Source organism: Paraburkholderia lebeckiae (genome assembly GCF_014201005.1).
Lineage (GTDB): Bacteria > Pseudomonadota > Gammaproteobacteria > Burkholderiales > Burkholderiaceae > Paraburkholderia > Paraburkholderia tuberum.
Map to the genome: position 1 here is coordinate 357,390 of NZ_JACHDK010000002.1, position 25,231 is coordinate 382,620.

The following is a 25,231-nucleotide window of genomic DNA, read 5'->3' on the forward strand; positions in this document are numbered from 1 at the left end:
GTGCCCGCTATCGTTCGACTGGGACACCGTTGGGTTCGCGTGGGACGCTCGCATCGACAACGAGATCGTCGACCACCGCGCAGACGCCAGGCGCGCTCCACGCGACGCCACGCGCGACCTTGCGTTCCGCGTAGGAGCCCACCTTGCCCGTCAGCGTGACGGTGCCGTCCTTCACGTCGACGCCAATGTGCCTGACTTCGCGCTCGGCGCGCCGCCGCATCGCCTCTTCAAGGTTCCTGCTGATCTCTTGCGACGCAACCTTGCGGCGCACCTCGATTGCATTGGTCAGGCCGCGGACGCCGCGCATCTGGCCGACCGCGCGCGCGACGACGTGGCGCTGGTAGGCCCGGTCGACCGTGCCCGTCAGCGTGACCCAGCCTTGTTCCACCTGGATCTTGACCGCATCGTTGGGCACGGCGACGCTCCAGTACAGAATCGCGTGGACCGCGCCCGCCACGTCCTCGTCGCTGTGTTGGTCCGGCTTCGGCAGGCGGACCTGCATGTCCACCGCGACCGCCTTCACACCCCGCCACGCGCTGCGCGGCCTTTTCGGCGGCAAGTTTCTCGGCAAAGCTCGGCGGATGGCCCGACAGCGTGACGACGCCGTTGGTCACCTCCACACCGATATCCGTCGCGGTGACCGCGGGGTCCCACTCGAGCTCTGCCTCGACTTCCAGCTTCAGTTGCCTGTCGGTTTGCATCAGGTGTCTCCTCGCGGCGCGCCCGTGACAGCGCGCCATCCTCGCGTGTCAGTCGATGGTGAGCCGCTTGCGATCGCCCGACGCCTTTTTCGGCAAGCTGAGCGACAGCACGCCATCCCTGTACTCGGCTTTCGCGTTCGCCTCGTCGACCTCGCCGCCGAGCGCGAACGAGCGGCTGAAGGTGCCGGCGTAGCGCTCGCGGCGGATCACCCGCTCGCCTTCCTTTTCCTCCTGCTTGCGCTCGACCTTCGCGTTGATCGAAACGACGCTCCCGTCGATCTGCACGTCGATGTCTTTCTTGTCCACGCCGGGCAGTTCGGCTTTGACCGAGTAAGCCCCTTCGCTTTCCGTCACGTCGATCTTCATCGACGCGAGTTCGGTGTCCTGGGTCGTCAGCATCGACCGCATCGGCCGGAAGAAACCTTGGAACAGCTCCGACACAGGGTCCAGCGAAAGGGGATCAAAACGCGTCAGATTGCTCATTGCACTCTCCTTGATAAGCAGGCCGCGAGCGGGCCCAGTCGACCGGGCCGAGCCAGGCTCACCCTGTCTTCAGCGTAACCGGGCGCGACGACGCGTCGTTGATCCACGTCAAGCGTACCCGCCCGACCAGTCACGCGCAAAACCTGAAAAACCCGCTATGCAGCAGCACGGGCCTGGCGCCGACCTCGTCGAGCAGACGCCGGGCGGCCTGTTCGATCTGGGAACGGTGCGCGAGGAACGCCTGGAGCAGATCGTCTTCCCGCAGCGAGCGCGCGCCGAAATGGTCTTCGAGCGCCTCGGCCGTGATCGCGCACTGCACGGGCCGATCGTCGACGAGCGCCGGAAACGCCAGCACCAGATCGCGGGCGCAGTATTCGGGCATGCAGGATGGAAAGGAAATGTGCATGGTGACGCCCCCACGGGCATGAAGTGCCGCATCGGCGGATGCGAGGTAGCGGACCCGCCGCGACGTCTCCAGCTTAATCTCGCAATCCACGGCGGATTTGACGTACGTCAAGGCGGGGTCCCGCACGGTCCGCGGTGGCCCCGTTTGCCGCGGCCCTGTGAGCGCGAATGGTCATTCGTCCGAGCGCGTCACGGAACCCGCAGCGGCGTCGCTGCGTCGCGCGGCGGCGTCGATCGTCTGCCGCAACGCCTTCAGTTCAGCGTGCAGGCGCACGATTTCATCGTTCAGATGCTTGATATCCCGATGCATCTCGCGCCGCAACGCCCTCTCTTCCTTGCCGATGAATGCCGCGGCGATGCTCGCGAAGACCAGCGACAACATGCCGTAGCCGAGCAGCACGACAAATGCCGCGAACACGCGCGACGCGGGCGTCGTCGGCGCGATGTCGCCATAGCCCACGGTCGCGCTGCTTTCGAACGCAAGCCACAGCCCTTCGGAGTACGAGTGCACGTGCGGTTCGAGCCAGTAAAATCCGGCGCCGGCCATCGCGAGCACGAGCGCGCCGGCGAGCAGCAGCCACATCAATCGGTTCGGCGTGACGAATTCGCGCAGCGACAGCACGATGCGCAACGCGACGACACCCATGAACGACAGCCGCAGCAGCCATTCGACGGGCTGCCACGGCGGCGTTCCGAAACCGGTGCTGAGCGCCGCGCCCAACGCGATGAGCAGGTCGAGCCAGTTGTTCGCGAGCAGCGTCTTCGGCCGTCTGCTCAGATGGGCCAGCCAGGTGAACGACAACGCGAAGCCGGCGAACATGCCGACGTATAGTGTCCGCGACAGGCTCAGTGCCAGCGGGGTGGGCACTGTCAGTTCGACGTAGAACGCGGGGATCGCACAAAAGCTCAGCGCGCACAGCCCCCAGCGCAGCTGGCGCCATGCCCGCACGGCGCGCGGACCGTCGTGCGCGCTGGCACCGCCCAATCCGTAGCCGCCGAGCCCGTGGTCGATCATGTGGTCCGTCATCGCGCGAATGGCTTCCGGCCTGTCGGTTTTCGCGCAATACCGTCTTGGTGCCGCAAACGCACCGAGGCCGCGCGATCATCGTTGCAGGCTAACCGACCCGCGCCTGTCAGCCTTGATGCAGATCAGTGCTTGTGCAAAAGGCGAGTGCGATCAGCGCTGTCAGAGCGGGTGCAGCACCGTTTGCGCGACGCCGGCCGCCACACACAGCACGACGACCGCAAGCGGGGGCGCCTTCCAGCGCAGCAACAGCAAAAAGCCGATGCACGCCACGGCGAAATCCGTCGCCGACAGGACCGCGCTCGTCCACACCGGCGAATAAAGCGCGGCGGCCAGCAGGCCGACCACCGCGGCATTGACGCCGGCAAGCGCCGCCGCCATCGCCGCACGCGCGCGCAGCGCCTGCCACCACGGCAATGCGGCGAGAACGAGCAGCAGACCCGGCAGAAAGATGCCCACTGTCGCCAGCAGTGCGCCGCTCCAGTGTCTGGGTGGCAGCGCCATCATCCAGCCGAGAAACGCCGCGAACGTGAACAGCGGTCCGGGTACGGCCTGGGCCGCGCCATAGCCGGCCAGGAAGTCGTTGGGCGCGACCCATCCGGTCGCGACGGTTGCACGCTGCAACAATGGCAGCACCACGTGGCCGCCTCCGAACACGAGCGCGCCGGAGCGATAGAACGCATCGAATACGCGGATGCCTTGCGAGGTCCCGCTTGCCGCCCATAGCGGCAACGCGAACAGCAATGCGCAGAAGAGCACTAGCGCGACGATGCTTGCCGTACGCGACACCTGAAAATCGCCGGCCCGCAGAGAAATGGCGCGTGGCGCTTGCACCGCCGTGGTCCGGCACAGCGCGACACCGAGCACGGCGCCGGCGCCGATCACGATCAGTTGGGCGTAGACGGTGCCAAGCACACTGAGCAATCCAAGCGATGCGAGCGCGATTGCCGCGCGGCGGCGATCCGGACACAGACGCCGCGCCATGTCCCAGACAGCCTGCGCGACGACGGCCACCGCGACGAGCTTCAGGCCGTGAATCACGCCCGTGCCGAGCGCGCCGCCCAAGTCCGGCGCGATCGCGGCAAAGGCCAGCATCACGAGTACCGACGGCAGCGTGAAGCCGCACCAGGCGGCTAGCCCCCCACCCCACCCGGCCCGCAGCAGCCCGATCGAAAACCCCGCCTGGCTGCTCGCGGGTCCCGGCAGAAATTGGCACAGGCCGATCAGGTCGGTGAAGGCTTCATCGTCGAGCCAGCGGCGCCGCTCGACGAACTCGCGCCGGAAGTAGCCGATGTGAGCGATCGGGCCGCCGAAACTGGTCAGCCCGAGCTTCAGAAAGACGATGAAAACCTCGATCACGCGCGTGAGCCGTGAGCGGCGCGGCGACGACAAATCAGTATCCATGGATGTGCGGGTTCGAGCGATGCCGGTTTCGAGAGCCGGGCTTCGTGATTGACGACGCACAGTATAGAGGCCTACGGCGCGACCACGCGCCGCACCCGCGATTGATCGTATGCGATCCATCATTGGCGTCTCTCAGAGGGCATTCATTTGAGAAGCGCCGTGCTCGAACGACAGAGGATTCTAATCGTGCTTGTGTTTGCTAAACGAGTAAGGATGAACCAGCACAAGGTTCCCGGCTGACGGTAAGATCGCGACCGGAGTTGTTCGGCGTTTTACTTCATCGAGATCGGCGTCTGTCTGAACGACCGGCACGCGACGCCCACCCCATACTTGCGCGCAAACTGGCCGGGGGTCGTCAGGATGCGGTGTGTCCCAAGCGATCTCCAGGGATTCGCCGGACGGGAATTCGAGAATGAGTGAATCCGCAGCAAGAGGCAGCAACTGACCTGACGCATCCTGGATATACGCCTTGATCTGTTTCGGTTCGGTCATATTTTCCTCCGGTAGGTGTGGTGACGATAAAGATCAGCGATGCTCATCGGGCCTCTTCCATGGGTAGCAACGCGTCGTAGTCGTCGACGCTTTTCGCCGAAGGCAGACGCTGAAATAGCCAGGTGAGATAGCGATAGGGATCGATGCCGTTGACCTTGCAGGTCTCGACCAACGAATAGAGATTGGCGCTCGCATCAAGGTGCAGACCTCTTCGTGCTCGCGTTGAAGCGAATCGTACGCCTCGCGTATCGCGAGAAACGCATTGAGTTCGTCGGCGGTGATGGCGACCTTGATCGGCATGCCGGTTGGACAGGCATGCCGATCACGTATTCAACTGACGCGACGATATACGCGACGCACCAGGATTCCGGCACACGCGCGAGCACCTCGGTCACGTCGCCGAAGTCGGAGATGATGGCCGCGCGCGAACTGGGCGCGCGGCGGAACCAGAGTGGCTCGTCGGCTGCTTCGACGTGAAGCGCCGCGACCGGAAACAGTAGAAGCCCGTTGTCCATGGAGAGTGAGTGGCGTCGGATTGCTCAACCTGATCGGCTCGGATGATCGCCCAAAAACCGAAGACATCGCTATTTCACGGCATACGGTTTGCCGATATTGGAGGTTGCGGGGACGCATGCGCCGCGAGCAGCTGCCGATGGCGTGCTTCGGTGGCATCGTCGGCGGGGAACATGCATTCGATGCGCAACTCCTGCGCGGCCACGTTTTGCGGTGTACCCACGGTCGTGACCATCGAGAAATAGCGCAGCACCACGCCTTCGCTGATGAAGCCGAGCGGAACCATCGGCAGCGTCGCGGGTGTCGCGAAAGAGCCATGATGCGTCTTCCAGTCGCGCGGCACGTCGGGATACGCAAGCAGTTCATCGAGTAGACGCTTCGTGTTGGCGCCGATTACATGACCGACCGACTCGCGATACACGCGTTGCAGCAGACTTCGCGCGACCTCCTGCCAATCGGCGACGAACGGACGCATGCCGCGCGGATCGAAAATCAGATGCAGCATGTTGCGCGGGCCTTCGCGCGCGTTCATGTCGATGAAGCAGTTGAAGAAGCGCGGGGCCGCGTCGTTGGTCATCAGCACGTTCCAGTCGCGGTCCATCACGAGCGCCGGAAACGGCTCATGCTGACGCACGACCCGTTCGAGCGCGCGAACCACGCCGTGCATTTCCTGCGCATTCCACGGTGCTTCCGAATAGATCGGTGCATAACCCGCGGCAAGCAGCAGCGCATTGCGCTCGCGCAGCGGCACGTCGAGGGTCTGCGCAAGCGTCAGCAGCGTGTCGCGGCCCGGCACGCTGCGCCCGCTTTCGATGAAGCTGATCTGCCGCTGCGAGATGCCGGCCTCGAGCGACAGATCGAGCTGACTCACGCCACGCACGTCACGCCAATAGCGCAACAGACTGCCGAGATCGCCCGGCTGCACTTTCGGATCGTGACTCGTGACGTTCATCGTGTCGCCCTCCTGTTGATGCCTGAACGGGATCGCTTCAGCGCGCGGGCGCGTGCCACGCGAATTCGGCGAACTGCGTTTCGAGCGGCGGCTCGGTCACGCTGCCGGTGTAGTTCGTGATCGTCGAGGCGGCGACCACCGCAACCACCTCGAGAATCTGCTCCGCGCTGAAACCTGCCGCGAGGAAGCGTTGCCGGTCCTCATCGGCGAGGCGGCCGCGTTCTTCGATCAGCGTGCGCGCGAGCGTCGACAGCGCCGCGAGCCTCGTGTCGTCGGGCACGCCGCCGTGGCGGATCGCCTCGACATCGGCGCGACGCAGGCCCGCGTTCAAGCCGAGCGCGGTATGAAACGCCACCGCCCATTCGCTCGCGTTCGTCACGGCGTTGGTGAGCAGCAGCGTCTGGATCTCCGGTTCCGTCAGACTGCTCGCATGCACGCGCTCGAACAGGCCGATGAAGCCGTTGATCAGCACCGGTGAAGCCGCCATCTTGGCCGCGATGTTCGGAATCAGGCCGAACGCCTGTTGCAGTTTTTGCAGCACGGCTTTCGATTGCTCGGGAGCGGACTCGATCGTGTGAACGGGATAGCTGGACATGGTATCTCCTTGACGTGTGCGCCATCGGATCGGCGGCGCGGTAGTCGAAGAGTAGAGGCAGCCGCGCGGCGCGCCAATTACATCGGATGTCATCGCCATCGGCCATGCGGCGGCGGCTTCTTTCTGGCGAGCCGCCCTGAACGCGGACTATGATGTTGGAGTTCGTTCCCCTCTTGTCCCGTTCGTCACTGGAAAGGAAGAACATCATGGCCACGATGAAAGCAGTCGAAGTGAAGCAGGCCGGCGGCCCGCTCGAACTGGTTGAACGCGAAGTGCCCGAGGCGGACGCGGGTCACGTGCGTATCAGGATTCAGGCTTGCGGCATCTGCCATAGCGATGCGATGACCAAGGAAGGCCTGTGGCCGGGCCTGGCCTATCCGCGTGTGCCCGGTCACGAGATCGCGGGCGTGATCGATTCGGTCGGTGCGGGTGCCGAGGGCTGGCAGGTCGGGCAGCGTGTCGGGGTCGGCTGGCACGGCGGGCATTGCGGCAAATGCGAACACTGCCGCCAGGGCGACTTCGTGCTGTGCAAGTTCGCCCTCATCCCCGGCATCAGCTACGACGGCGGCTACGCCGAATACATGGTGGCCCCGGTCGAAGCCCTGGCGCGCATTCCCGACGATCTCTCCGATGTCGATGCCGCGCCGCTGCTCTGCGCGGGCATCACGACGTTCAACGCGATACGCAATAGCGGCGCGCGCGCCGGTGAGGTGGTCGCGATTCTCGGAATCGGCGGCCTCGGTCATCTCGGCGTGCAGTTCGCGCGCAAGATGGGCTTTCGCACGGTGGCGATCGCGCGCGGTCAGGACAAGGCCCCGCTCGCGCAGCAACTGGGCGCGCATCACTACATCGACAGCAAAACGGAAAACGTCGCCGAGAAGCTGCAGGCACTGGGCGGCGCGAAGCTGATACTGGCCACGGTGACGAGCGGCAAGGCAATGACCGCGACGCTCGGCGGTCTCGGCCTGAACGGCAAGCTGGTGATGGTCGGCGTTTCCGAAGAGCCGGTCGAAGTGCCGATCGTGCAGTTCATCATGGGACGCAACTCGGTGCAAGGCTGGCCCTCCGGCACCTCGGCCGATTCGCAGGACACGCTCGCGTTCAGCGCGCTCACCGGCGTCAAACCGATGATCGAAGAGTATCCGCTCGCCGAGGCGGCGCAGGCCTTCGACCGGATGATGAGCGGGCACGCGCGTTTCAGGGTGGTGTTGAAGATGGTCTGAGTGGCAGCCTCCAGTGGCGGCAATGGAGATTGCATGACCATTCTGGTTACGGGCAGCACGGGTGTCATCGGCACCCGGTGCTCGAACATCTGAAAGGCGGCGGCGCAGAAACAGTGACGAGGCGAAGAAAAAGCGCGTTTGCCGGCATCCCGGCAAGCGCGCTCGATGACTTCGCAAATCCACCTTCAAAAACTGCGTCGACGTGGCAAAGAACTACTCGCCAGCACTGGCTGGATCAAGCCAGATCGAAACGATCCAGATTCATCACCTTGACCCACGCGGCAACGAAGTCGCGCACGAATTTCTCCTTGCCGTCCTCGCTCGCGTAGACCTCGCCCAAGGCGCGCAGCACCGAGTTCGAGCCGAACACCAGATCGACGCGCGTACCGGTCCACTTGACCTCGCCGCTCTTCGTGTCGGCACCTTCGAACGTTTCCGCGGCCTCCGACACCGGCGTCCATTCCGTACCCATGTCGAGCAGATTGCGGAAGAAGTCGTTGGACAGCGTTTCCGGCTTGCTCGTCAGCACACCTTCGTTGCCAGCGCCCACCTTCAGCACGCGCAGGCCGCCGACCAGCACCGTCATCTCGGGCGCCGTCAACGTCAGCAGTTGCGCCTTGTCGATCAGCAGCTTCTCCGCCGCCACCGGGAACTTGCCGCCCAGATAGTTGCGGAAGCCGTCGTGAACCGGCTCCAGCACCGCGATCGCCTGGACGTCGGTCTGCTCCTGCGAAGCATCCATGCGACCCGGCGAGAACGGCACCGTCACCTGTTGCCCGGCGTTCTTCGCGGCCTGCTCGATACCGGCGCCACCCGCCAGCACGATCAGGTCGGCAAGCGAAATCTTCTTGCCGCCGGACTGCGCACCGTTGAACTCGCTCTGGATGCCTTCGAGCACCTTCAGCACCTTCGCGAGCTCAGCAGGCTGGTTGACGGCCCAGTCCTTCTGCGGTGCGAGCCCGATGCGCGCGCCGTTGGCGCCGCCGCGCTTGTCCGAGCCGCGGAACGTCGAGGCCGAGGCCCACGCGGTCGTGACCAGCTGCGACACCGACAGCCCCGACGCGAGGATCTTCTGCTTCAGCGCCGCGACGTCCTTGTCATCGACGAGCGGGTGATCGACGGCCGGAATCGGGTCCTGCCACAGCAGTTGCTCCGACGGCACTTCCGGGCCAAGATAGCGGGCGCGCGGACCCATGTCGCGGTGCGTCAGCTTGAACCACGCGCGCGCGAACGCGTCGGCGAACTCGTCGGGGTTGGCCATGAAGCGGCGCGAGATCTTTTCGTAGATCGGGTCGAGGCGAAGCGACAGGTCGGTCGTCAGCATCGTCGGCAGCACTTTCTTCGACGGGTCGTGCGCGTGCGGATACGTGGCCTGCGCGTCCTTCGCGACCCACTGGTTCGCACCCGCCGGGCTCTTCGTCAGCTCCCACTCGTGGCCGAACAGGCTCTGGAAGTAGCTCATGTCCCACTGCGTCGGCGTCGCGGTCCACGTGACTTCGATTCCGCTCGAGATCGTATCGCCGCCCTTGCCGGTGCCGAAGCTGCTGCGCCAGCCGAGCCCCTGGTTCTCGAGGCCAGCACTTTCCGGTACAGGGCCGACGCTATCGGCAGGACCCGCGCCGTGCGTCTTGCCGAACGTGTGGCCTCCGGCGATCAGCGCGACAGTCTCCTCGTCGTTCATGGCCATGCGGGCGAACGTTTCGCGGATGTCGACCGCCGCGGCGAGCGGATCGGGATTGCCGTCGGGGCCTTCAGGATTTACGTAGATCAGGCCCATCTGCACCGCGCCGAGCGGGTTTTCGAGGTTGCGTCCGGGCGGATCGGTGCGGCTCTTCTCAGTGCCGTGCAATTCCTCGTCGGCGACGATCACGCCTTCGTCGCTTTCCCTGCCGGCCGCTCCCTTGCCGTAGCGCACGTCGCCGCCGAGCCAGGTCTTTTCATTGCCCCAGTAGACGTCCTGATCCGGTTCCCACGTGTCCGCGCGGCCGCCGCCGAAACCAAAAGTCTTGAAGCCCATCGTTTCGAGCGCGACATTGCCGCTCAGGATCATCAGGTCGGCCCACGAAATTTTCTGGCCGTACTTCTGCTTGATCGGCCACAGCAGTCGGCGCGCCTTGTCGAGGCTCACGTTGTCCGGCCAGCTGTTGAGCGGCGCGAAACGTTGCTGGCCGCGCCCTGCGCCGCCGCGGCCGTCGCCGATGCGGTACGTGCCGGCGCTATGCCATGCCATACGGATCAACAGCGGGCCGTAGTGGCCGAAGTCCGCGGGCCACCAAGGCTGCGAATCGGTCATTAGCGCGGCGAGGTCTTTCTTGACCGCGGCGTAGTCGAGGCTCTTGAATGCCTCGGCATAGTTGAAGTCTTCGTCTAGCGGATTGGAGCGGTTCGAATGCTGGTTGAGCAGGTCGAGGCGCAATTGCTTCGGCCACCAGTCCCGATTGGTCGTCCCGCCGCCGGCGGTATGGATGAACGGGCACTTTGCTTCGTTTGACATGCGTTCTCTCCTTTGGAGGATGTCTCCGTTGTCGATCGGAGTCGGTGCCTAGGTACTTTCTCCAATCCATGCAAGGTACTTGTTATGCGTTTGTCATCGTGTCAGGCTCGCGTGGCAATTTGACGATCCGAAAACCCGACAGTCAGCCGAATGGCTCGGCAGTGCACTCATGAAATCCAGCGTCGGCGCACTACTCCTATTCGAATATAGGCGAGGACAAAGTTCAATAGAATTCGAATACGGCAATGCCGCTAATAGGCGGCGACTATATCGGGTAGCCACCGCGCGGCGTCCCGCATCACTGAACGCCGATCGATCGACACCACGTCGAAGCTTGAGCGCACCCGGCTGTTTTGCGCCAGGCGCAGCCGACTGTGTGATAGGGTTTCGCGTTTCGTCCGCAACAGAGTGGGCACTGCTTTCTTTTCAGGCGAGCGCTTCTGACAGCACCTGAGCGGAGCAGAATGACGCCAACCGGCGTGCGCCCGAGGAGTGTCCCGAACCGTGTCCAAAGCCGTGCCGAAAGCTGCCCCGAACGCTGAGCTCGCCACCGTCCAGCCCGTCGAATCGCTCGTCGTGCCGGAACTGCTCGATGGCCGCGACGGCACCAATCGCGGCGCGGCGGAAAACTCGCAACTATCGGCGCGCAACGACCTCGATGCCGTGCGCGCCTGGCTGTCCAATTACGCGGACACCAAGACCACCTTCGACAACTACCGCAAGGAAGCGGAGCGGCTGCTGCTGTGGGCCGTCGTGCAGCTCGGCAAGCCGCTGTCGTCGCTGACGCACGAGGATCTGCTGCTGTTCAAGGCGTTCATCGCCGATCCGCAGCCGGCCGCGCGCTGGGTGTCGGCGAACGGCGGCAAGTACGCGCGCGGCGACGCGCGCTGGCGGCCGTTCAACGGGCCGCTGTCGCCGGCCAGCCAGCGCCAGGCGCTGATCATCCTGAACGCGATGTTCACGTGGCTCGTCAATGCCGGCTATCTGCGCGGCAATCCGATGGCGCTCCTGCGACAACGCGCGAAGCGCTCGGCGCCGCGCGTCACCCGCTATCTGTCGACGTCGCTATGGGACGAAGTGAAGCTGTTCGTCGAGCAGCTGCCGCAAGATACCGATGCGCAACGTGCGTACTACGCGCGTTGCCGCTGGCTGACCACGCTGTTCTATTTGCAGGGCATGCGCATTTCCGAGGTGGCTGGCGGGCAGATGGGCCAGTTCTTCAGAAGGCTCGGCGCCGATGGTCAGGACCAGTGGTGGCTCGAGACGCTCGGCAAGGGCGACAAGGAGCGGATCGTGCCGGTGTCGGCCGAACTGGTTCAGGAGCTGCGCAGCTACCGCACGCTCAATGGCCTCGCCGCCCTGCCGACCCGCGCCGAGGAAACGCCGCTCGTGCTGCCGTTCAAGGGCCGCAACCGCTGCCTGTCGCGCTCGGCGATTCACGACGCGATCAAGGGCATCTTCGCGGGTGCAGCGATGTGGCTGCGCGCGCGCGGCCCCGAATTCGCCGATCGCGCCGACGAGCTCGAGCGCGCGTCGGCGCACTGGCTGCGGCATACGGCCGGTTCGCATCAGGCGGACGGCGGCGTCGATCTGCGCACGATCCGCGACAATCTCGGCCACGTTTCGCTGAATACGACCAGTCTTTACCTCCACACCGAGGACGACGCGCGGCATACCGAGACCGTTAATCGACACCGGATGAACTGGGACGACGCGAAGTCCAAAGACGGCAATGCGGGTGGCAATTAAGCACGGATCGGGCGTGTGAAGCGTGCGTGTGAAGCGCGCCGGAATTTTTGCGTTATTTCTTTCTATTTCCCAGTTGGATCAATTCATCAGGCGATGCGCGCCGGGCATGCGTTTGCGCCTGCGCGTTTACCCGCTCATTTCCCTGGTCGTCGATTCATATCTCAAGAATGCAAAACGCCGACCGTTAAACGGGCATCGCTCGACAAATAACCAATACAAACCGGGGAATGAACTTGAAAACCATCACAAACGCGATGTTGGCGTCGGCTGCGTGCGCTACCTTTCTCGCGGGCTGCGTGAGCAGTGGGCAAGACCGGCTCGTCAGCGCCCCGAACCGGGTCAACGAAGTGACCGTGACCGCGTATCAGCCGTTGCCGACCGATGTGTACGTCGCCAATGTGGTCGATCGCGATGTGGTGATCGTCGGCGGCGATACGTATATCTGGGTCGTCGGCCGGGACGGCGTCCGGCATCGCCAGTTCTATGCTCATGGCGATCATCGCGCGGAGGTCTTCCATCGCCGTGAGGAACTGCATCGCGTGATGGTGAGCCATGACGGTCATCTGCCGGAGCATCCTGGGGGCGCGCATCCGCCGCTAGCGCACCCGGGCGGCCCCGCGCCGGCGATGGCCGCGCACGGACAGCCGCCGCGAGCCGACAGACACACCGCCGGACCGGTCAGGTCTGCACCCGCGACGGCCGCGCACGGACAACCGCGCCGCGCCGACATGCACGTCGCCGGGCCGGTCAGGCCCGCGCCCGCACCATCGGCAAAGCGGGTGTCGAAGGATCCGAAGAAGTCATAACGTCGCTGATAGGCGCGCTGCCAAAGCGCCTTCCTGCATCGCCCGCTTCCCCCAACTCCCCGCCAATCCCACCCCATTGCCCGCTAGAATTGCCGGCTTTGCCCGCGTCGGGCGCGCCGCAAGGCAAAATACGGGTTTTGCGCGCGCCGCACGCGCGGCCGATCCGGTCGCGAAGCGTCCCCAAACCGTTTTCGGGCCCAGCGGTTGCATCGTCGCCCCGGGCCGCGCGCCGACCCGCAACATCACAGCCCCGCCCGGCCCGTCAGCTTCGCTGCCCGGCGCACACGGCGCGGCGAGGACCGCTCGTCCCCAACAGAGCAGATCAGGAGCCTTTATGAGCGATTCGAATCCATCCTTCCTCGGCCGCATTTCGCTGGCCGTCGGCACGTTTTTCAGCATTCTCGGCAATGGCGACTTCGCCGCCGACATCCTGCGCCTGCGCAACGGCGAAAAGATCGGCGCGGCCCCGGCAGCCGCCCCCGCCGCCGCGGCAACCCCGGCCCCCGCCGCCGCCCCGCAACCGAAGCCGCAACCCGCTCCGGTGCTGAAGGAGGCCTCCCCCGACGCCGCGCTGCAACTGCTCGGCCTGCTGCAACGCGACGCGCGCTTCATCGATTTCGTCGAGGAAGACATCAAGGCCTATAGCGACGCCGACATCGGCGCGGCCGCGCGCCTCGTGCACGAAGGCTGCCGCGCGACGCTGCGCGAGCACTTCACGATCCGCCCGGTGCGCGACGAAGCCGAAGGCAGCCGCGTGACGCTGCCCGCAGGGTTCGACGCGAGCTCGGTCCGTTTGACCGGCAACGTGGTCGGCAGTGCGCCGTTCAACGGCAGCATCAGCCATCGCGGCTGGCGCGTCGAGGATGTGCGTCTGCCGAAGCTGGCGGACGGTCATAACGCTAAAGTCATCGCACCGGCGGAGGTGGAGCTATGAACGACGCACGCTATTCGATCGGCATCGATCTCGGCACCACGCACTGCGCGTTGTCCTACGTGGACACGCACGCGAGCGACGGCGAGAAAACCACCCAGGACGTGCTGTCGATCGCCCAGCTCACGGGCCCCGGCGCAATCGATAATCTGCCGCTCCTGCCCTCCTTCCTGTACCTGCCGCATCCCGACGAACTTGCCTCCGGCGATCTCTACCTGCCGTGGACCGGCCAGCGCGAATTCGCGGTCGGCGAATTCGCGCGCAGCCGCGGCGCCGGCACGCCGATCCGGCTCGTGTCGAGCGCGAAAAGCTGGCTGTGCCATCCGGGCGTCGACCGGCGCGCGGGCATTCTGCCGAACGACGCGCCGCCCGAAGTCGCGCGCGTGTCGCCGCTCGAAAGCTCGGTGCGCTACCTGACGCACCTGCGCGAGGCGTGGGACCACGCGCATCCGGACGCGCCGTTCGGCGAGCAGGACGTCACGGTGACGATCCCTGCGTCGTTCGACCCGGCCGCGCGCGAGCTGACGGCGGAGGCCGCCGAGGCCGCCGGCTTCACGCGCATGACGCTGCTCGAAGAGCCGCAGGCGGCGCTCTATAGCTGGATCCAGAAGAGCGGCGGGCAGTGGCGCAAGCAGGTCGAGGTCGGCGACATCATCCTCGTCGTCGACGTCGGCGGCGGCACGACCGACCTGTCGCTGATCGCGGTGATCGAGCGCGACGGCAATCTCGAACTGCATCGCGTCGCGGTCGGCGATCACATCCTGCTCGGCGGCGACAACATGGACCTTGCGCTCGCGCACGTGGTCGCGCGCAAGCTCGCCGCGCAGGGTACCCAGGCCGACGCGTGGCAACTGCGCGCGCTCACCTACGCGTGCCGCGCGGCGAAGGAAACGCTGCTCAGCGACCCCGCCACCGACACCGTGCCGCTCGTCGTGCCGAGCCGCGGCTCGAAGCTGATCGGCGGCTCGATCCGCACCGAGCTGACGCGCGCCGAACTGACACAGACGATCCTCGACGGCTTCTTCCCGCAGGTCGACAGCGCCGCGCGTCCGGTGAGCCGCGCGCGGGTCGGTCTGACGCAGCTCGGCCTGCCGTATGCGCAGGACGCGGGCATCACGCGGCATTTGGCGGCGTTCCTCGGGCGTCAGGTCGGCGCGCTGGCGGAACTCGAAGGGCTGCGCGAGCATGTCGCGCCCAACGCGAGCTTCCTGCATCCGACCGCGGTGCTGTTCAACGGCGGCGTGTTCAAATCGACGCTGCTGGTCGAACGGATCATGGGCACGCTGAACGGCTGGCTCGCGACCGAAGGCGCGGCGCCGGCCCGTCTGCTCGAAGGCGCGGACCTCGATCTGGCGGTCGCGCGCGGCGCGGCCTACTACGGCTACGTGCGGCGCGGCCGCGGCGTGCGGATTCGCGGCGGCACCGCGCGCGCGTACTACATCGCGATCGAATCGGCGATGCCGGCCGTGCCCGGGCTCGAGCCGCCGGTGCAGGCGCTGTGCGTCGCGCCGTTCGGCATGGAAGAAGGCACCGACGCCGAGCTGCCCGCGCAGGAGTTCGGGCTGGTCGTCGGCGAGCCCGTGCATTTCCGCTTCTTCGGCTCGTCGGTGCGTCGTCAGGATCAGGTCGGCACGCTGCTCGATTACTGGGGCCCCGAGGAGTTGCAGGAACTCGAGGAAATCCAGGCGACGCTGCCGGCGGCCGGCCGCACCGCCGGCGAAGTCGTGCCGGTGAAGCTGCACGCGCGCGTGACCGAAGCGGGCACGCTCGAACTCGAAGCGATCCCGCGCGGCTCCGACGAGCGCTGGAAAGTCGAATTCGACGTGCGCGGCAACGCGAATGCGTGATTGACATGAAGCGGTACAGCGTCGGCATCGATCTCGGCACCAGCAACACGGTGCTCGCGTACGCGCAAGCCGGATCGCAGCAGATTCGTGTGTTCGAGATCGAGCAACTCGTGAGCCCCGGCGAAGTCGCCGCGCGGCCGCTGTTGCCGTCGGTGCGTTATCAGGCGGCCGACGGCGAGCTGAGCGCGGCCGATCTGCAGTTGCCGTGGTCCGGTGCGCGTGCGGCGTCGGCCCACGGCAAGGACGCGACGCAGCCGGTCGTGGTCGGCCGGCTCGCGCGGCTGCTCGGCGCGCAGGTGCCGGGGCGGCTCGTCGCGAGCGCGAAAAGCTGGCTGTCGCACGCGTCGGTCGATCGCGTCGCGCCGATCCTGCCGTGGGGCGCGCCCGACGACGTCCGCAAGATTTCGCCGCTCGACGCGAGCGCGAGCTACCTTGCGCACGTGCGCGCCGCATGGAACCAGCACTTTCCGAAGGCGCCGCTCGAACAGCAGGACGTCGTGCTGACGGTGCCCGCATCGTTCGACGAAGGCGCGCGCGCGTTGACCGTCGAAGCGGCGCGGCTCGCGGGGCTGCCGTCGCTGCGGCTGCTCGAAGAGCCGCAGGCCGCGTTCTACGACTGGCTGTTCCGGCATCGCGACACGCTTGCCGACGAGTTGGCGGACACCCGGCTCGTGCTGATCTGCGACGTCGGCGGCGGCACCACCGATCTGACGCTGATCGAAGTCGGCCTGTCCGACGACGGCGAGCCGCGCCTGACGCGCGTCGGTGTCGGCAATCATCTGATGCTCGGCGGCGACAACATGGACCTCGCGCTCGCCCATCTGGTCGAGGCGCGGCTGTTGGGTGGCGCCGGCGGCGGTGCGCAGGCGCCGCAACGGCTATCGGCGGCGAGCCTGTCGCAGCTGGTCGAGCGATGCCGCGTCGCGAAGGAGCAATTGCTCGGCGCGCAGGCGCCCGAGTCGGCGCCGGTCACCTTGCTCGGCGCGGGCTCGAAGCTGATCGGCGGCGCGCGCACGACGCAGGTCACGCGCGACGAGGTCGAGAAGATCATCGTCGATGGTTTCTTTCCGCAGGTGGCCGCCGATGAGCGTCCGGGCCGGCCGCGCGGCGCGATCGTCGAATTCGGCCTGCCGTACGCGACCGATGCGGCGGTCACCCGGCATATAGCGGCGTTTCTCGAACGCTTCGCCGCGCAGTCGCGCAAGGCCCTGGGCGCGGATTCCAGCACGCCGGACGCATCCGGCACAGCCGCCCTGCCCGTTCCCGACACGCTGCTGCTCAACGGCGGCGTGTTCCGCGCCGACGCGCTGTCGCGGCGTCTGGCCGACACGCTCGGCGGGTGGCGCGGCGCGCCGCTCAACGTGCTTCACAACGACAACCCCGACGTCGCGGTCGCACGCGGCGCGGTCGCCTATACGCTCGCGCGCGCGGGCTTCGCGCCGAAAATCGGCGGCGGTTCGCCGCGCAGCTATTTTCTGGTGCTCGACGAAACGCCTGCCGGCAAAGACGACGCCGAGCCGGACGCGGCGCCCGCGCAACGCGGCATCTGCCTGCTGCCGCGCGGCACCGAGGAAGCTCACGAGATTCTGATCGCGGAGCGCACGTTCGCGCTGCGGCTCGGGCATCCGGTGCGCTTTCACCTGGTGTCGTCGAGCGCGGACACCGCGTATCAGCCCGGCGAACTGGTCGACCTCGCGAGCGGCGACTTCGTGCGCCTGCCGCCGATCGCGACGATCGTCCAGCCACGCGACGGCCATCGCGCTCGCGAAACCGCCGTGCGCATTGCGACGTCGCTGACCGAGGTCGGCACGCTCGACGTCCATTGCATCGAGCTCGATGAGCCGTCGCAACGCTGGCTGCTCGAATTCCAGCTGCGCCACGCCGACGCGCAAGTGGACCTTTCCGCCGAGGGCGCACCGCAACGCCAGCCGGCGCTCGGTCGCGCGATCGAACTGATCGACCGTTGCTTCGGCGCCCGCGCGCAAAACGTCGACCCGAAGGAGATCAAACGACTGCGCGCGCAGCTCGAACATCTGCTCGGCCCGCGCGACAGCTGGAACAGCGCGTTGCTGCGCGAACTGTTCGGCGCGCTGTGGGAGCGCGCGCGCCGCCGCCGCCGCTCGGCCGATCACGAACGACTGTGGCTGAATCTGGCCGGCTATTGCGTGCGGCCTGGCTTCGGTTATCCGCTCGACGAATGGCGCGTCGAGCAACTGTGGACGCTGTTCGACGATGGCATCCAGTACGTGACCGACAGCCAGGTATGGTCGGAATGGTGGACGCTGTGGCGCCGCGCGGCCGGCGGCCTCGGCGAAGATGCGCAGCTGCGCGTGCTCGACGCGATGGACTATCTGCAGAAGGCCGCGCAATCGCGTCACAAGCTGCCGTTCGATGTCGCGAAGACCGGCTTCGCCGATATGGTGCGCCTGTCGGCATCGCTCGAACGGATTCCGGCCGAACGCAAGATCGAACTCGGCGAGGCGGTGCTCGCTCGCCTGAAAAAGCCCTCGGAAAACCATCAAAGCTGGTGGGCGGTCGGACGGATCGGCGCGCGCCAGCCGTTTTACGGCAGCGCGCATAGCGTCGTGCCGCCCGAGGTCGCCGCGCAATGGCTCGATGCGATCCTCGCGCTCGACTGGAAGAAGGTCGACCCCGCCGCCTTCGCGGCCGTCCAGATCGCCCGCATGACCGGCGACCGCTCGCGCGATCTGCCAGACGAGCTGCGCGCGAGCGTCGTGCGACGCCTCGAAGCGGCGAGCGCGCCGCGCGCCTGGATCACGATGGTCAGCGAAGTCGTCGCGCTCGATAACGCCGACGAAGGTCGCGTGTTCGGCGAATCGCTGCCGGTCGGGTTGAAGCTGATCGGCGGCTAAAGCGTTTTGCGCGGCGCGAAGCTCAGCACCGCCCGTGCGGCGTCCAGATGCACAGCAACGCGCACACAGGCGGATACCTGCGTGCGCGCATTGCTTCAGCACGCGCCGCTCAATTCGGCACGTTCACGGCGCCATTCGTTGCGGAAATCGCATTGACACCCGGGCTCGCCGCGATCGCCGGCAGGTTGGCCGTGGTCAGCGCCGGTGCGGCTCCCGGCACGCCGCCGCGCGGTATCGTGTGGATCACCTGCGACGGCGGCAACGGCGTGCCGTTCTTCAGATGAGCCCACATCAGATTGAGCGCCTGAAGATTGTAGTAATGCAACGGCACGAAACGCGTATCGAAACCGGCGACGCCGAGGAACGCGTCAAAGTGCTGAGCGTTCGTGACTTCGTACAGCGCCAGCCTGCTCGCGCCGCCCTCGGCCACCTGATTCAATCCGAGATACGGCCGTGACGCGTGATTGATCGGCACCAGCGCGTCCGCGCGTCCTTGCACGACGATGGTGGGCTTGCCATGCAGATTCGCATTCACGCGAATTGCATCGACGCTCGCATTCAACGAACCGCTTGTCCACCGCGCGCGCAGGCATGCGGCGCCCGCGTAGCTCGCATCGGCGGTCGCGAGCCGATGATCGACCGCGCCGGAGGCGCCCGCGTTGTAGACGAGGTTGATGCCATTGGTCGGCGGCACGCCGTTGCCGTTGCCGAACACCGTCAGCATCGGCGACACCGCCGGCGTCACGCCGGCTGCGCCAGCTGCGCTGGTGGTGCCGAAGCTGAAGTCGCACAGGTTGTCGGCGACACTTGCGCGCGCATACGCATTCGCATAGGTCACGGCGACGGCCGGCACCGCCTGCGAGTCCCACATCGGCGCTTGCAGCAGGTCCGAGTCGGTCTGATAGCCGTTCTGATGCAGCAGCGCGAGCGCATTGGTGGCCTGCGTGACCGTATCCGTTCCCGCGATCACGCCGGCCGCCGCGAGCGACGTGCAACGCGCGGTGCGCAGCGCGGTGGTGGTCGCGCTCGGCAGCGCGCTCAGATACGGCGCGCCGGTCGCGGCGGGCGCGAGCGCGGCGCACGGCTGCAGCAGGTTCGCGAGCGTCATGTAATCGGCGAGCGGTTTGCCGAACGCGCCGACCGGCACGCCGCCCTGCGCGACCGATACCTGCGGCGCAAGCCGCAGATTGATCTGCGGCTCGCCGACCACCACTGCCGTGATGAGACCCGACGTGTCCTGCTCTGCCGCCGCGAGCGACGCGCCGCCGCCGTTGCTGACCGACGCGGCGATCGTCGTGATGCTGCCGCTCGCATAGCGCACCGTGCGCGTCGAGCCATTCAACGCGCCGTACGAATCGTTGAGCGCCCAATACGCGAACTGGATCGCCTGCAACGTATTCTTGCCCCAGTCCTGCTCGGGGTTCTGTTGCGAGTGCGCATGCTTGAACGCATAGCGGTTCGGGAACTGCGCGTTGAACGCCGCCAGCGTGCTGCTGCCGAGCTTCGCTGTGAAGAGGCTCGCCGTGCCCGCGGCGGTCGCATCCTGCAACGTGCCGTCGATCAGCGTCACGCGATTCGTCGACAGCTCGTGCGCGCCGTTGCCGCTGCCCTTGTCGGTGTAGGCCACCGCGCAGCCGCGCTTCAGGCCCCACTCGCCGGCCGCCGAAATCGCGCCGTACACGCCGCGCGAACCGGACGACGTCGCGGTGACGATGCACGGTTGGTCCGGATTGAAGCTCGTGGGAATCTGCACGAGCAGGCTAACGTTCTGCGCGCCGCTGCCGTCATCGGCATAGGCGAGGTATTCCTTGCCCGCGATCTTGCCTTCGCCGAGCGTGTCGTTGCCGTTCAGGTCGACGTTGGGCCCCCAGAAGCGTCCATAGCCGCCGTTCGCCGTCATGTCGACGAGCGCCCGATAGTTCGACCAGATCGCGAGACGCCGCAATTCGGCGGCCGTAGGTTGCGCCGCATTCGCGATGGCCGGCGCCGTCGCCGATGCGAGGCCGGTCTTGCCGAGGCCCGCGGTCAGCAGATCGTCGCTGTTGCCGTCATAAGATTTCGTCGTCACCGCGCTTTTGATGAAGCCAGGCAGCACGTTGCTCGGCGGCGGCGGTTGCAGCCCGTCGTTGCCGCTGCCACAGGCCGCCAGCACGATTGCGGACGCCATCACGGTCGCGGCGGTACCGAGCCTCCAAGAGTTGCGCATGGCCGCCGGGATTTTTTTCGGTGTTGTCATCTGTTCTGTCTCCGTCATTTATACGACGTTGTATTGGCAACGGTACCCAACTTGTTGCCGACCCCGCTCCATCTGGTTCGCTAGAACGAGATGCTTCGGATACCGATGCATCGCTAGCGTGCATTGACCTCTCTCTGGAGTCAATACACGGTCATACCCTTACATAACGAGCATCAGGATTCGGGCGAAACAGCCGGCCGGCTAGTCGGAATCGGCCATGCGGGTGAACCCGTCGGCGCTCCAGTCTTCGGAGCCGACACCGTGGCGAACGAAGAAAACTCCGTGCGGGTCGTAACGCTGCTTGATCGACAGCAAACGCGCATAGTTGGCCCCCCAATATGCCGCTTGCCAGTCCTTCTGGAAATAGCTGCTCTCGGCGACGTATGCGCCACCGGCCGTTGCGACTTTCCCGAGTTCGTTGATGGCCAATCCGATGAGCTTCGTATCTCGCTGTGCCTTCGAAACATCGGGTTGGTGACCTGTCAGTCCGTCGAATGCCGGTGGCTTCTCGCTCGCGACGATTGCCAATGCGAACGACTCCGCCACGACTGGATTGACTGGGGTTTGCAGGCCGGCGGCAATGACATCGGCAGGGGCGCCGGCGAGCCCTTTCTGAAAATGAAGTTCGACCAGCCAGTAGCGCGTAGCGCCCATCAGCGCGTCGACGAGTTCGGGTTGGCGTTCGCGCGCCAGCATTGCTGCAGGCAACCAAAGCGAGTCGAAGCCGTGGATCACATGACCGGCCTCGGCGAGATTCGATTGTCGGGAGATTCACGACAGAGGTCGAGCGGTGACTCCGGTCGGATCAGGTAGCCATCCACCTGCTGTTTCAGTCGCGCCCAGTCCGAAGGCGTGGGCCATCCCGGTTCGCCCGGTCGTACGCGTCGCGGGACCTCCGCAGCCTGAGCGGCACCAGGCCGAAGCAACGGCCCGATTGACTGACCCAGCGGAACGACCGCAAGCCACCTGATCACATCACGGCGCTTCACCATGGCGCTCCTCCACGCTGAAACCTGATCGTTTCCATTTCTCAGACGATCGCTCGCGACAGCGGTGGCGGCACGGGCTCACGCCTCGCTCGATGCAATCGCTCGAGCGTCTCGTGGAAAAAGTTCGACTTCAGCCTCGATCTCCACGGGAATGCTGAAGGGAAGCTCGGCCAGTCCCACCGCGCTGCGAGCGTGAACGCCGCGCTCCTCGCCAAAGACAGCGAGTATCAGTTCCGAAAAGCCGTTGATCACCGCGGGCTGTCGGTTGAACCCTGGTGCCGAGTTGACCATGCCGAACACCCTCGTCCAACAGGCGATGCGCTCCAGACTTCCGAGCTCGCGCTTGAGGCTGCCCAGAATAGCGAGCGCGGTGAGACGCGCCGCCACGAAGGCCTGCTCCTGCGAAACCTGACTGCCCACCTTGCCAAGTGGCTCGGCCAGCGAGCCGTCCGCGTTGGTCGGTCCATGGCCCGAGATGCAAGCCCTGTTGCCGACTACCCGTACCCATGGGAACGGAAGCGTCAGGCCTGGAGGAAGCCGCAACGGTTCCGGCAAGACGTAGCCAAGTGCGTGCAAGCGATCTTCAACGGTCGACATATTCAGACTCCACGTGAAAGCCCGACGGCGTTTATTCGCGCGCGCGCCTCGATGATCGCGCAGCAGTGTGGCTGCGGCACGTCGCTGCGGTGACAGCGCTTTCAGATGCCCGCTTCCCTCACGTTCCGCCCTGCTTGCGCATCTGCCCGATAGCGCGAGCGCGTGCAGCCTCGGCCTCCTGGACGAGCCGGTACGCAACGTAATATTTAAAGACATTGCGCACGTACGTCGTTGGCTCGATGCCGATTTTCTCGGCGACTACGATTTCGACATTGTTGAACCACTTGTTGGGATCGAGACCCCGCGCCGCCGCTTCCTTGCGCATTCTTGCGATGTTTGCGGGTCCTGCGTTGTAGCTTGCGAATGCGAACAGCGAGCGGTCCCGTTCCGAGAAATGAGCATCGGGAAAGTAACGGGCCATCAGCACATCGAGATATTTCGCTCCCGCATGTACGTTGGACTCCGCCACCCTGATGTCGCCAACCGCAAGTTCCTTCCCCGTGGCTGGCATCAGCTGCATGATCCCGATTGCGCCAACGTGACTGCGGGCGCTCTGGTTCAGCTGGGATTCCTGATAGCCCTGAGCCGCAAGCAAAAGCGGATCGAAGCGGTACTGCGCACCGTATTTTTCGAAAAGACCGACCGTCTGCCTGAACCGCTTCAGCTCCGCTGACTCCGTATTGTTGGAGATCTGCTTGATGCGCTTCATTTCCTGCTGCAGACGGACTTCCGCGACACTCTGCTTCTTCACGTAATTCAGGTAGAAGTCGTTGATCGCCTCCTGCAGTTTGGGGCTCTTGAAGCGCACCGCCCAGCCGACGTAGCCTGCGTCGCGCACCGAAATATCTTTGTGCACGACGATTCCAGCCAGTACCGGCGCCCATACCTTTGCCTTCCAGTCGTCCACGACAAGGATCTGGAGCAGCCCGACATTGAGCATCTCCATCGCGTCCTCGTCCTCGAGCGCGTCGGGCAGCGGCACGAGTTTCACCGGAGCTTTGCCTTCCTTGCCAAAACGCGCGTTCAACGCGTTCAGGCTCTCGTAATAGCTGCTGCTGGGCCGCACATGGACCGTCTTACCGCTGAGATCGTCGAGCTTCGCGAGGGCCGGCGACTTCGGCCCGGTCACGACCACTTCGCGTACTGCTGTCCGGTCACGCGGCGCCACGAAGTCGACCTGCTTCAGGCGGGCCTCCGTGACCGTCAGATTGCCCGCGGCGATGTCGCCCCGGCCCGCTATCAGCCCCGGGAGCAACTGGTCGCGAGTCGTCGGAATGATGACCAGGGTGAGCGGACGCTTGCCGAGCGTCGCCCGGTACTTCTTGTTCACATAACGCTCGAAGTCCCGCATGAGACCAGCGGTCAGCCCACGTTCGTGACCTTGCTCATTCAGATAGAGCGTTCGACTGTAGGGAACCAGCACGCGGATCAGACGCCGGTCGAGCATGGCATCGAAATCGCCCGTGAACGGTTGATTGCCGAGATCGATCCGGCGCGCTGCGGGAGCCGACGCCGCGGCGGTTGGGGATGCCGGGAGGGCCGACGAGGCGGCCGGCTGCGCGGCGACACTTTGGGCGGCGACGCACGCCGCGGGGCCGACGATCATGCCTGAGCAGAACGCCGCGATGTACAGCAACGTTTGAATGATGCGCATCGTAAAACACCCTGCTGTCGCACCCGGCGACTGCGTCGACGTTCACTACGCGCATCCATATTGCCACGATGGCAACAGGTGAAAATGGGACGATGGTCCTATAAGCAATGCGCCATGACTGAAGATAGAGCCGTACCGACGTAATCGCCAACGCCCACTACGCCATCGTCACGAGATTTCGTCCTTTATGCTTCGAGCGATACAACGCACGGTCAGCGCTCGCGAAACCGTCGCGATGCGCGGGTCGCGACAGATCGCTGATAAGCGTGAGCGACGCGCCAATGCTGACTGTCACCACCCCAAGCGGCGAAGCGCGATGCTCGATCGCGAGGTCCGCCACGCGCTGGCGCAGCGTTTCGAGCGTGTCTTCGAGCACCGAAGGTTGCGCTTCGAGAATCAGCATTCCGAACTCCTCGCCGCCCATGCGCCCGACCACGATGCGCTCGCTGTCGGCGGCGGCCTGCATCACGGAGGCGACCAGACACAGACAGTGATCGCCGGCCTGATGACCGTAGGTGTCGTTGTACTGCTTGAACCAGTCGACGTCGACGACCACCGAGCCCATCACGTCGCCGTCGCGCGCCTCCTTCCAGCGGCGCGCGATGGTTTCGAGCAGAAAGCGCCGGTTGTACAACTGGGTGAGCGGATCGATCGCGGTGGCCGTGCGCATCTTCAGATCGTTTTCGATCATCGCGCGCAGGTGGTAAAACACGCCGCGCCGGCCCGCGTCGAGCCGACCCGGCGCCGGGTCCATCGCGCACAGCGCGCCGACGATCTCGCCGTTCGGCGCGCGCAACGCGATCGCCGCGTAAAAGCGCACGAACGGATGACGCTTGACGAGCATGCATTCGCCGAAGCGGCTGTCGTTGTGCGCATCCTCGATCACGAACAGGTCGGCATCGCGCACCGCGTAGTCGGCGAGCGAGCGCGCACGCGTGACGAGCGGCATCGCCATGCCGACCTCGGCGCGATAGTGCTGATGCTCCTCGTCGAGCAGCACGATCGCGGTAATTGCCGCGCCGGTCACGCTCTTCAGAATCTCCGCCGCATGCGTGAAGCACTCGCGCATCACCTGGTCGTCGTGCAACAGCCACTCGATGACCGAAGACTCGACCTCGGGTTCGCCGGCGGCGGTCGAGTCGACTGGCATCCGGCTGGCGAGGCGGTCGTTACTGTGAGCGAGTTGCACGGAAGGGTTCCAGAATGGGCTTAGCTTATGTCAACGGCATAGGCACGCGAAACTTGAGCACAGAACGTGGGATC

20 protein-coding genes and 2 pseudogenes are annotated in these 25,231 nt (G+C 65.6%); 7 read left to right on the forward strand and 15 right to left on the reverse strand.

All coding sequences use genetic code 11. The features are described 5' to 3' along the window. Positions 1–7 precede the first annotated feature (7 nt). The 7 genes and pseudogenes from HDG39_RS04915 to HDG39_RS04945 all read right to left on the reverse strand — a co-directional run. Positions 8–701 (reverse strand): annotated as a pseudogene (locus HDG39_RS04915) (BON domain-containing protein). Between the two features lie 48 nt (positions 702–749). After that, the gene (locus HDG39_RS04920; protein ID WP_184003709.1) at positions 750–1,184 is read right to left on the reverse strand and encodes an Hsp20/alpha crystallin family protein; all 435 of its coding nucleotides are present in this window, start codon (positions 1,182–1,184) and stop codon (positions 750–752) included. A gap of 130 nt (positions 1,185–1,314) precedes the next feature. Then, positions 1,315–1,590 (reverse strand): DUF1488 family protein, encoded by a 276-nt coding sequence (locus HDG39_RS04925; RefSeq protein WP_184004182.1) that lies wholly within the window; start codon positions 1,588–1,590, stop codon positions 1,315–1,317. Positions 1,591–1,761: 171 nt separating this feature from the next. Next, positions 1,762–2,616, reverse strand: coding sequence for a potassium channel family protein (locus HDG39_RS04930; RefSeq protein ID WP_184003711.1), 855 nt, complete (start codon positions 2,614–2,616; stop codon positions 1,762–1,764). Positions 2,617–2,775: 159 nt separating this feature from the next. Next, a complete protein-coding gene (gene chrA / locus HDG39_RS04935; RefSeq protein ID WP_184003713.1) occupies positions 2,776–4,017 on the reverse strand; it encodes a chromate efflux transporter in 1,242 nt (413 codons plus the stop codon). Positions 4,018–4,197: 180 nt separating this feature from the next. After that, entirely contained in the window at positions 4,198–4,509 is a 312-nt protein-coding gene (locus tag HDG39_RS04940) for a hypothetical protein (RefSeq protein WP_184003716.1), read from the reverse strand. Positions 4,510–4,552: 43 nt separating this feature from the next. Further along, a pseudogene (locus HDG39_RS04945) lies at positions 4,553–4,702 on the reverse strand (transposase domain-containing protein); the annotation flags it as partial. A gap of 29 nt (positions 4,703–4,731) precedes the next feature. Between HDG39_RS04945 and HDG39_RS04950 the strand changes: the two are divergent. Beyond that, positions 4,732–4,986, forward strand: coding sequence for a hypothetical protein (locus HDG39_RS04950; protein WP_184003718.1), 255 nt, complete (start codon positions 4,732–4,734; stop codon positions 4,984–4,986). Positions 4,987–5,098: 112 nt separating this feature from the next. On the opposite strand, the gene HDG39_RS04955 is transcribed toward HDG39_RS04950, so the two are convergent. Together HDG39_RS04955 and HDG39_RS04960 are read right to left on the reverse strand one after the other, a co-directional pair. Beyond that, on the reverse strand, positions 5,099–5,974 hold the full coding sequence (locus tag HDG39_RS04955) for a helix-turn-helix domain-containing protein (protein WP_184003720.1): 876 nt from the start codon (positions 5,972–5,974) through the stop codon (positions 5,099–5,101). Positions 5,975–6,011: 37 nt separating this feature from the next. Next, on the reverse strand, positions 6,012–6,569 hold the full coding sequence (locus HDG39_RS04960) for a carboxymuconolactone decarboxylase family protein (protein ID WP_184003722.1): 558 nt from the start codon (positions 6,567–6,569) through the stop codon (positions 6,012–6,014). A 206-nt stretch (positions 6,570–6,775) separates the two neighbouring features. Between HDG39_RS04960 and HDG39_RS04965 the strand changes: the two genes are divergently transcribed. After that, the gene (locus HDG39_RS04965) at positions 6,776–7,792 is read left to right on the forward strand and encodes an alcohol dehydrogenase (protein WP_184003724.1); all 1,017 of its coding nucleotides are present in this window, start codon (positions 6,776–6,778) and stop codon (positions 7,790–7,792) included. A gap of 235 nt (positions 7,793–8,027) precedes the next feature. Here HDG39_RS04965 and katG read toward each other — a convergent pair whose 3' ends face one another. Beyond that, a complete protein-coding gene (katG, locus tag HDG39_RS04970; RefSeq protein ID WP_184003726.1) occupies positions 8,028–10,286 on the reverse strand; it encodes a catalase/peroxidase HPI in 2,259 nt (752 codons plus the stop codon). A 504-nt stretch (positions 10,287–10,790) separates the two neighbouring features. Between katG and HDG39_RS04975 the strand changes: the two genes are divergently transcribed. The 5 genes from HDG39_RS04975 (at position 10,791) to HDG39_RS04995 (ending at position 18,492) form a co-directional block, all read left to right on the forward strand. Continuing rightward, positions 10,791–12,035: a tyrosine-type recombinase/integrase gene (locus HDG39_RS04975; RefSeq protein WP_184003728.1), complete on the forward strand. Its 1,245-nt coding sequence runs from the start codon at positions 10,791–10,793 to the stop codon at positions 12,033–12,035. A 227-nt stretch (positions 12,036–12,262) separates the two neighbouring features. Next, positions 12,263–12,841, forward strand: a complete 579-nt coding sequence (locus HDG39_RS04980) for a hypothetical protein (RefSeq protein WP_184003730.1) — start codon at positions 12,263–12,265, stop codon at positions 12,839–12,841. Between the two features lie 334 nt (positions 12,842–13,175). After that, positions 13,176–13,775, forward strand: a complete 600-nt coding sequence (locus HDG39_RS04985) for a DUF2760 domain-containing protein (RefSeq protein ID WP_184003732.1) — start codon at positions 13,176–13,178, stop codon at positions 13,773–13,775. Further along, positions 13,772–15,619 (forward strand): Hsp70 family protein, encoded by a 1,848-nt coding sequence (locus tag HDG39_RS04990; protein WP_184003734.1) that lies wholly within the window; start codon positions 13,772–13,774, stop codon positions 15,617–15,619. The genes HDG39_RS04985 and HDG39_RS04990 overlap by 4 nt, the downstream gene beginning before the upstream one ends. A gap of 5 nt (positions 15,620–15,624) precedes the next feature. Next, a complete protein-coding gene (locus tag HDG39_RS04995; RefSeq protein WP_221305616.1) occupies positions 15,625–18,492 on the forward strand; it encodes an Hsp70 family protein in 2,868 nt (955 codons plus the stop codon). A 109-nt stretch (positions 18,493–18,601) separates the two neighbouring features. Here HDG39_RS04995 and HDG39_RS05000 read toward each other — a convergent pair whose 3' ends face one another. From HDG39_RS05000 to HDG39_RS05020, 5 genes are all read right to left on the reverse strand, one after another. Beyond that, positions 18,602–20,698: a D-(-)-3-hydroxybutyrate oligomer hydrolase gene (locus HDG39_RS05000; protein ID WP_184004184.1), complete on the reverse strand. Its 2,097-nt coding sequence runs from the start codon at positions 20,696–20,698 to the stop codon at positions 18,602–18,604. A gap of 231 nt (positions 20,699–20,929) precedes the next feature. Then, a complete protein-coding gene (locus HDG39_RS05005) occupies positions 20,930–21,463 on the reverse strand; it encodes a BBE domain-containing protein (RefSeq protein WP_311665299.1) in 534 nt (177 codons plus the stop codon). Positions 21,464–21,795: 332 nt separating this feature from the next. Further along, entirely contained in the window at positions 21,796–22,314 is a 519-nt protein-coding gene (locus HDG39_RS05010; RefSeq protein ID WP_184003738.1) for a RidA family protein, read from the reverse strand. 118 nt (positions 22,315–22,432) lie between these two features. Further along, on the reverse strand, positions 22,433–23,968 hold the full coding sequence (locus tag HDG39_RS05015; RefSeq protein ID WP_184003740.1) for an MltF family protein: 1,536 nt from the start codon (positions 23,966–23,968) through the stop codon (positions 22,433–22,435). Between the two features lie 157 nt (positions 23,969–24,125). Next, a complete protein-coding gene (locus HDG39_RS05020) occupies positions 24,126–25,157 on the reverse strand; it encodes a sensor domain-containing diguanylate cyclase (protein WP_311665295.1) in 1,032 nt (343 codons plus the stop codon). Positions 25,158–25,231: the final 74 nt, after the last annotated feature.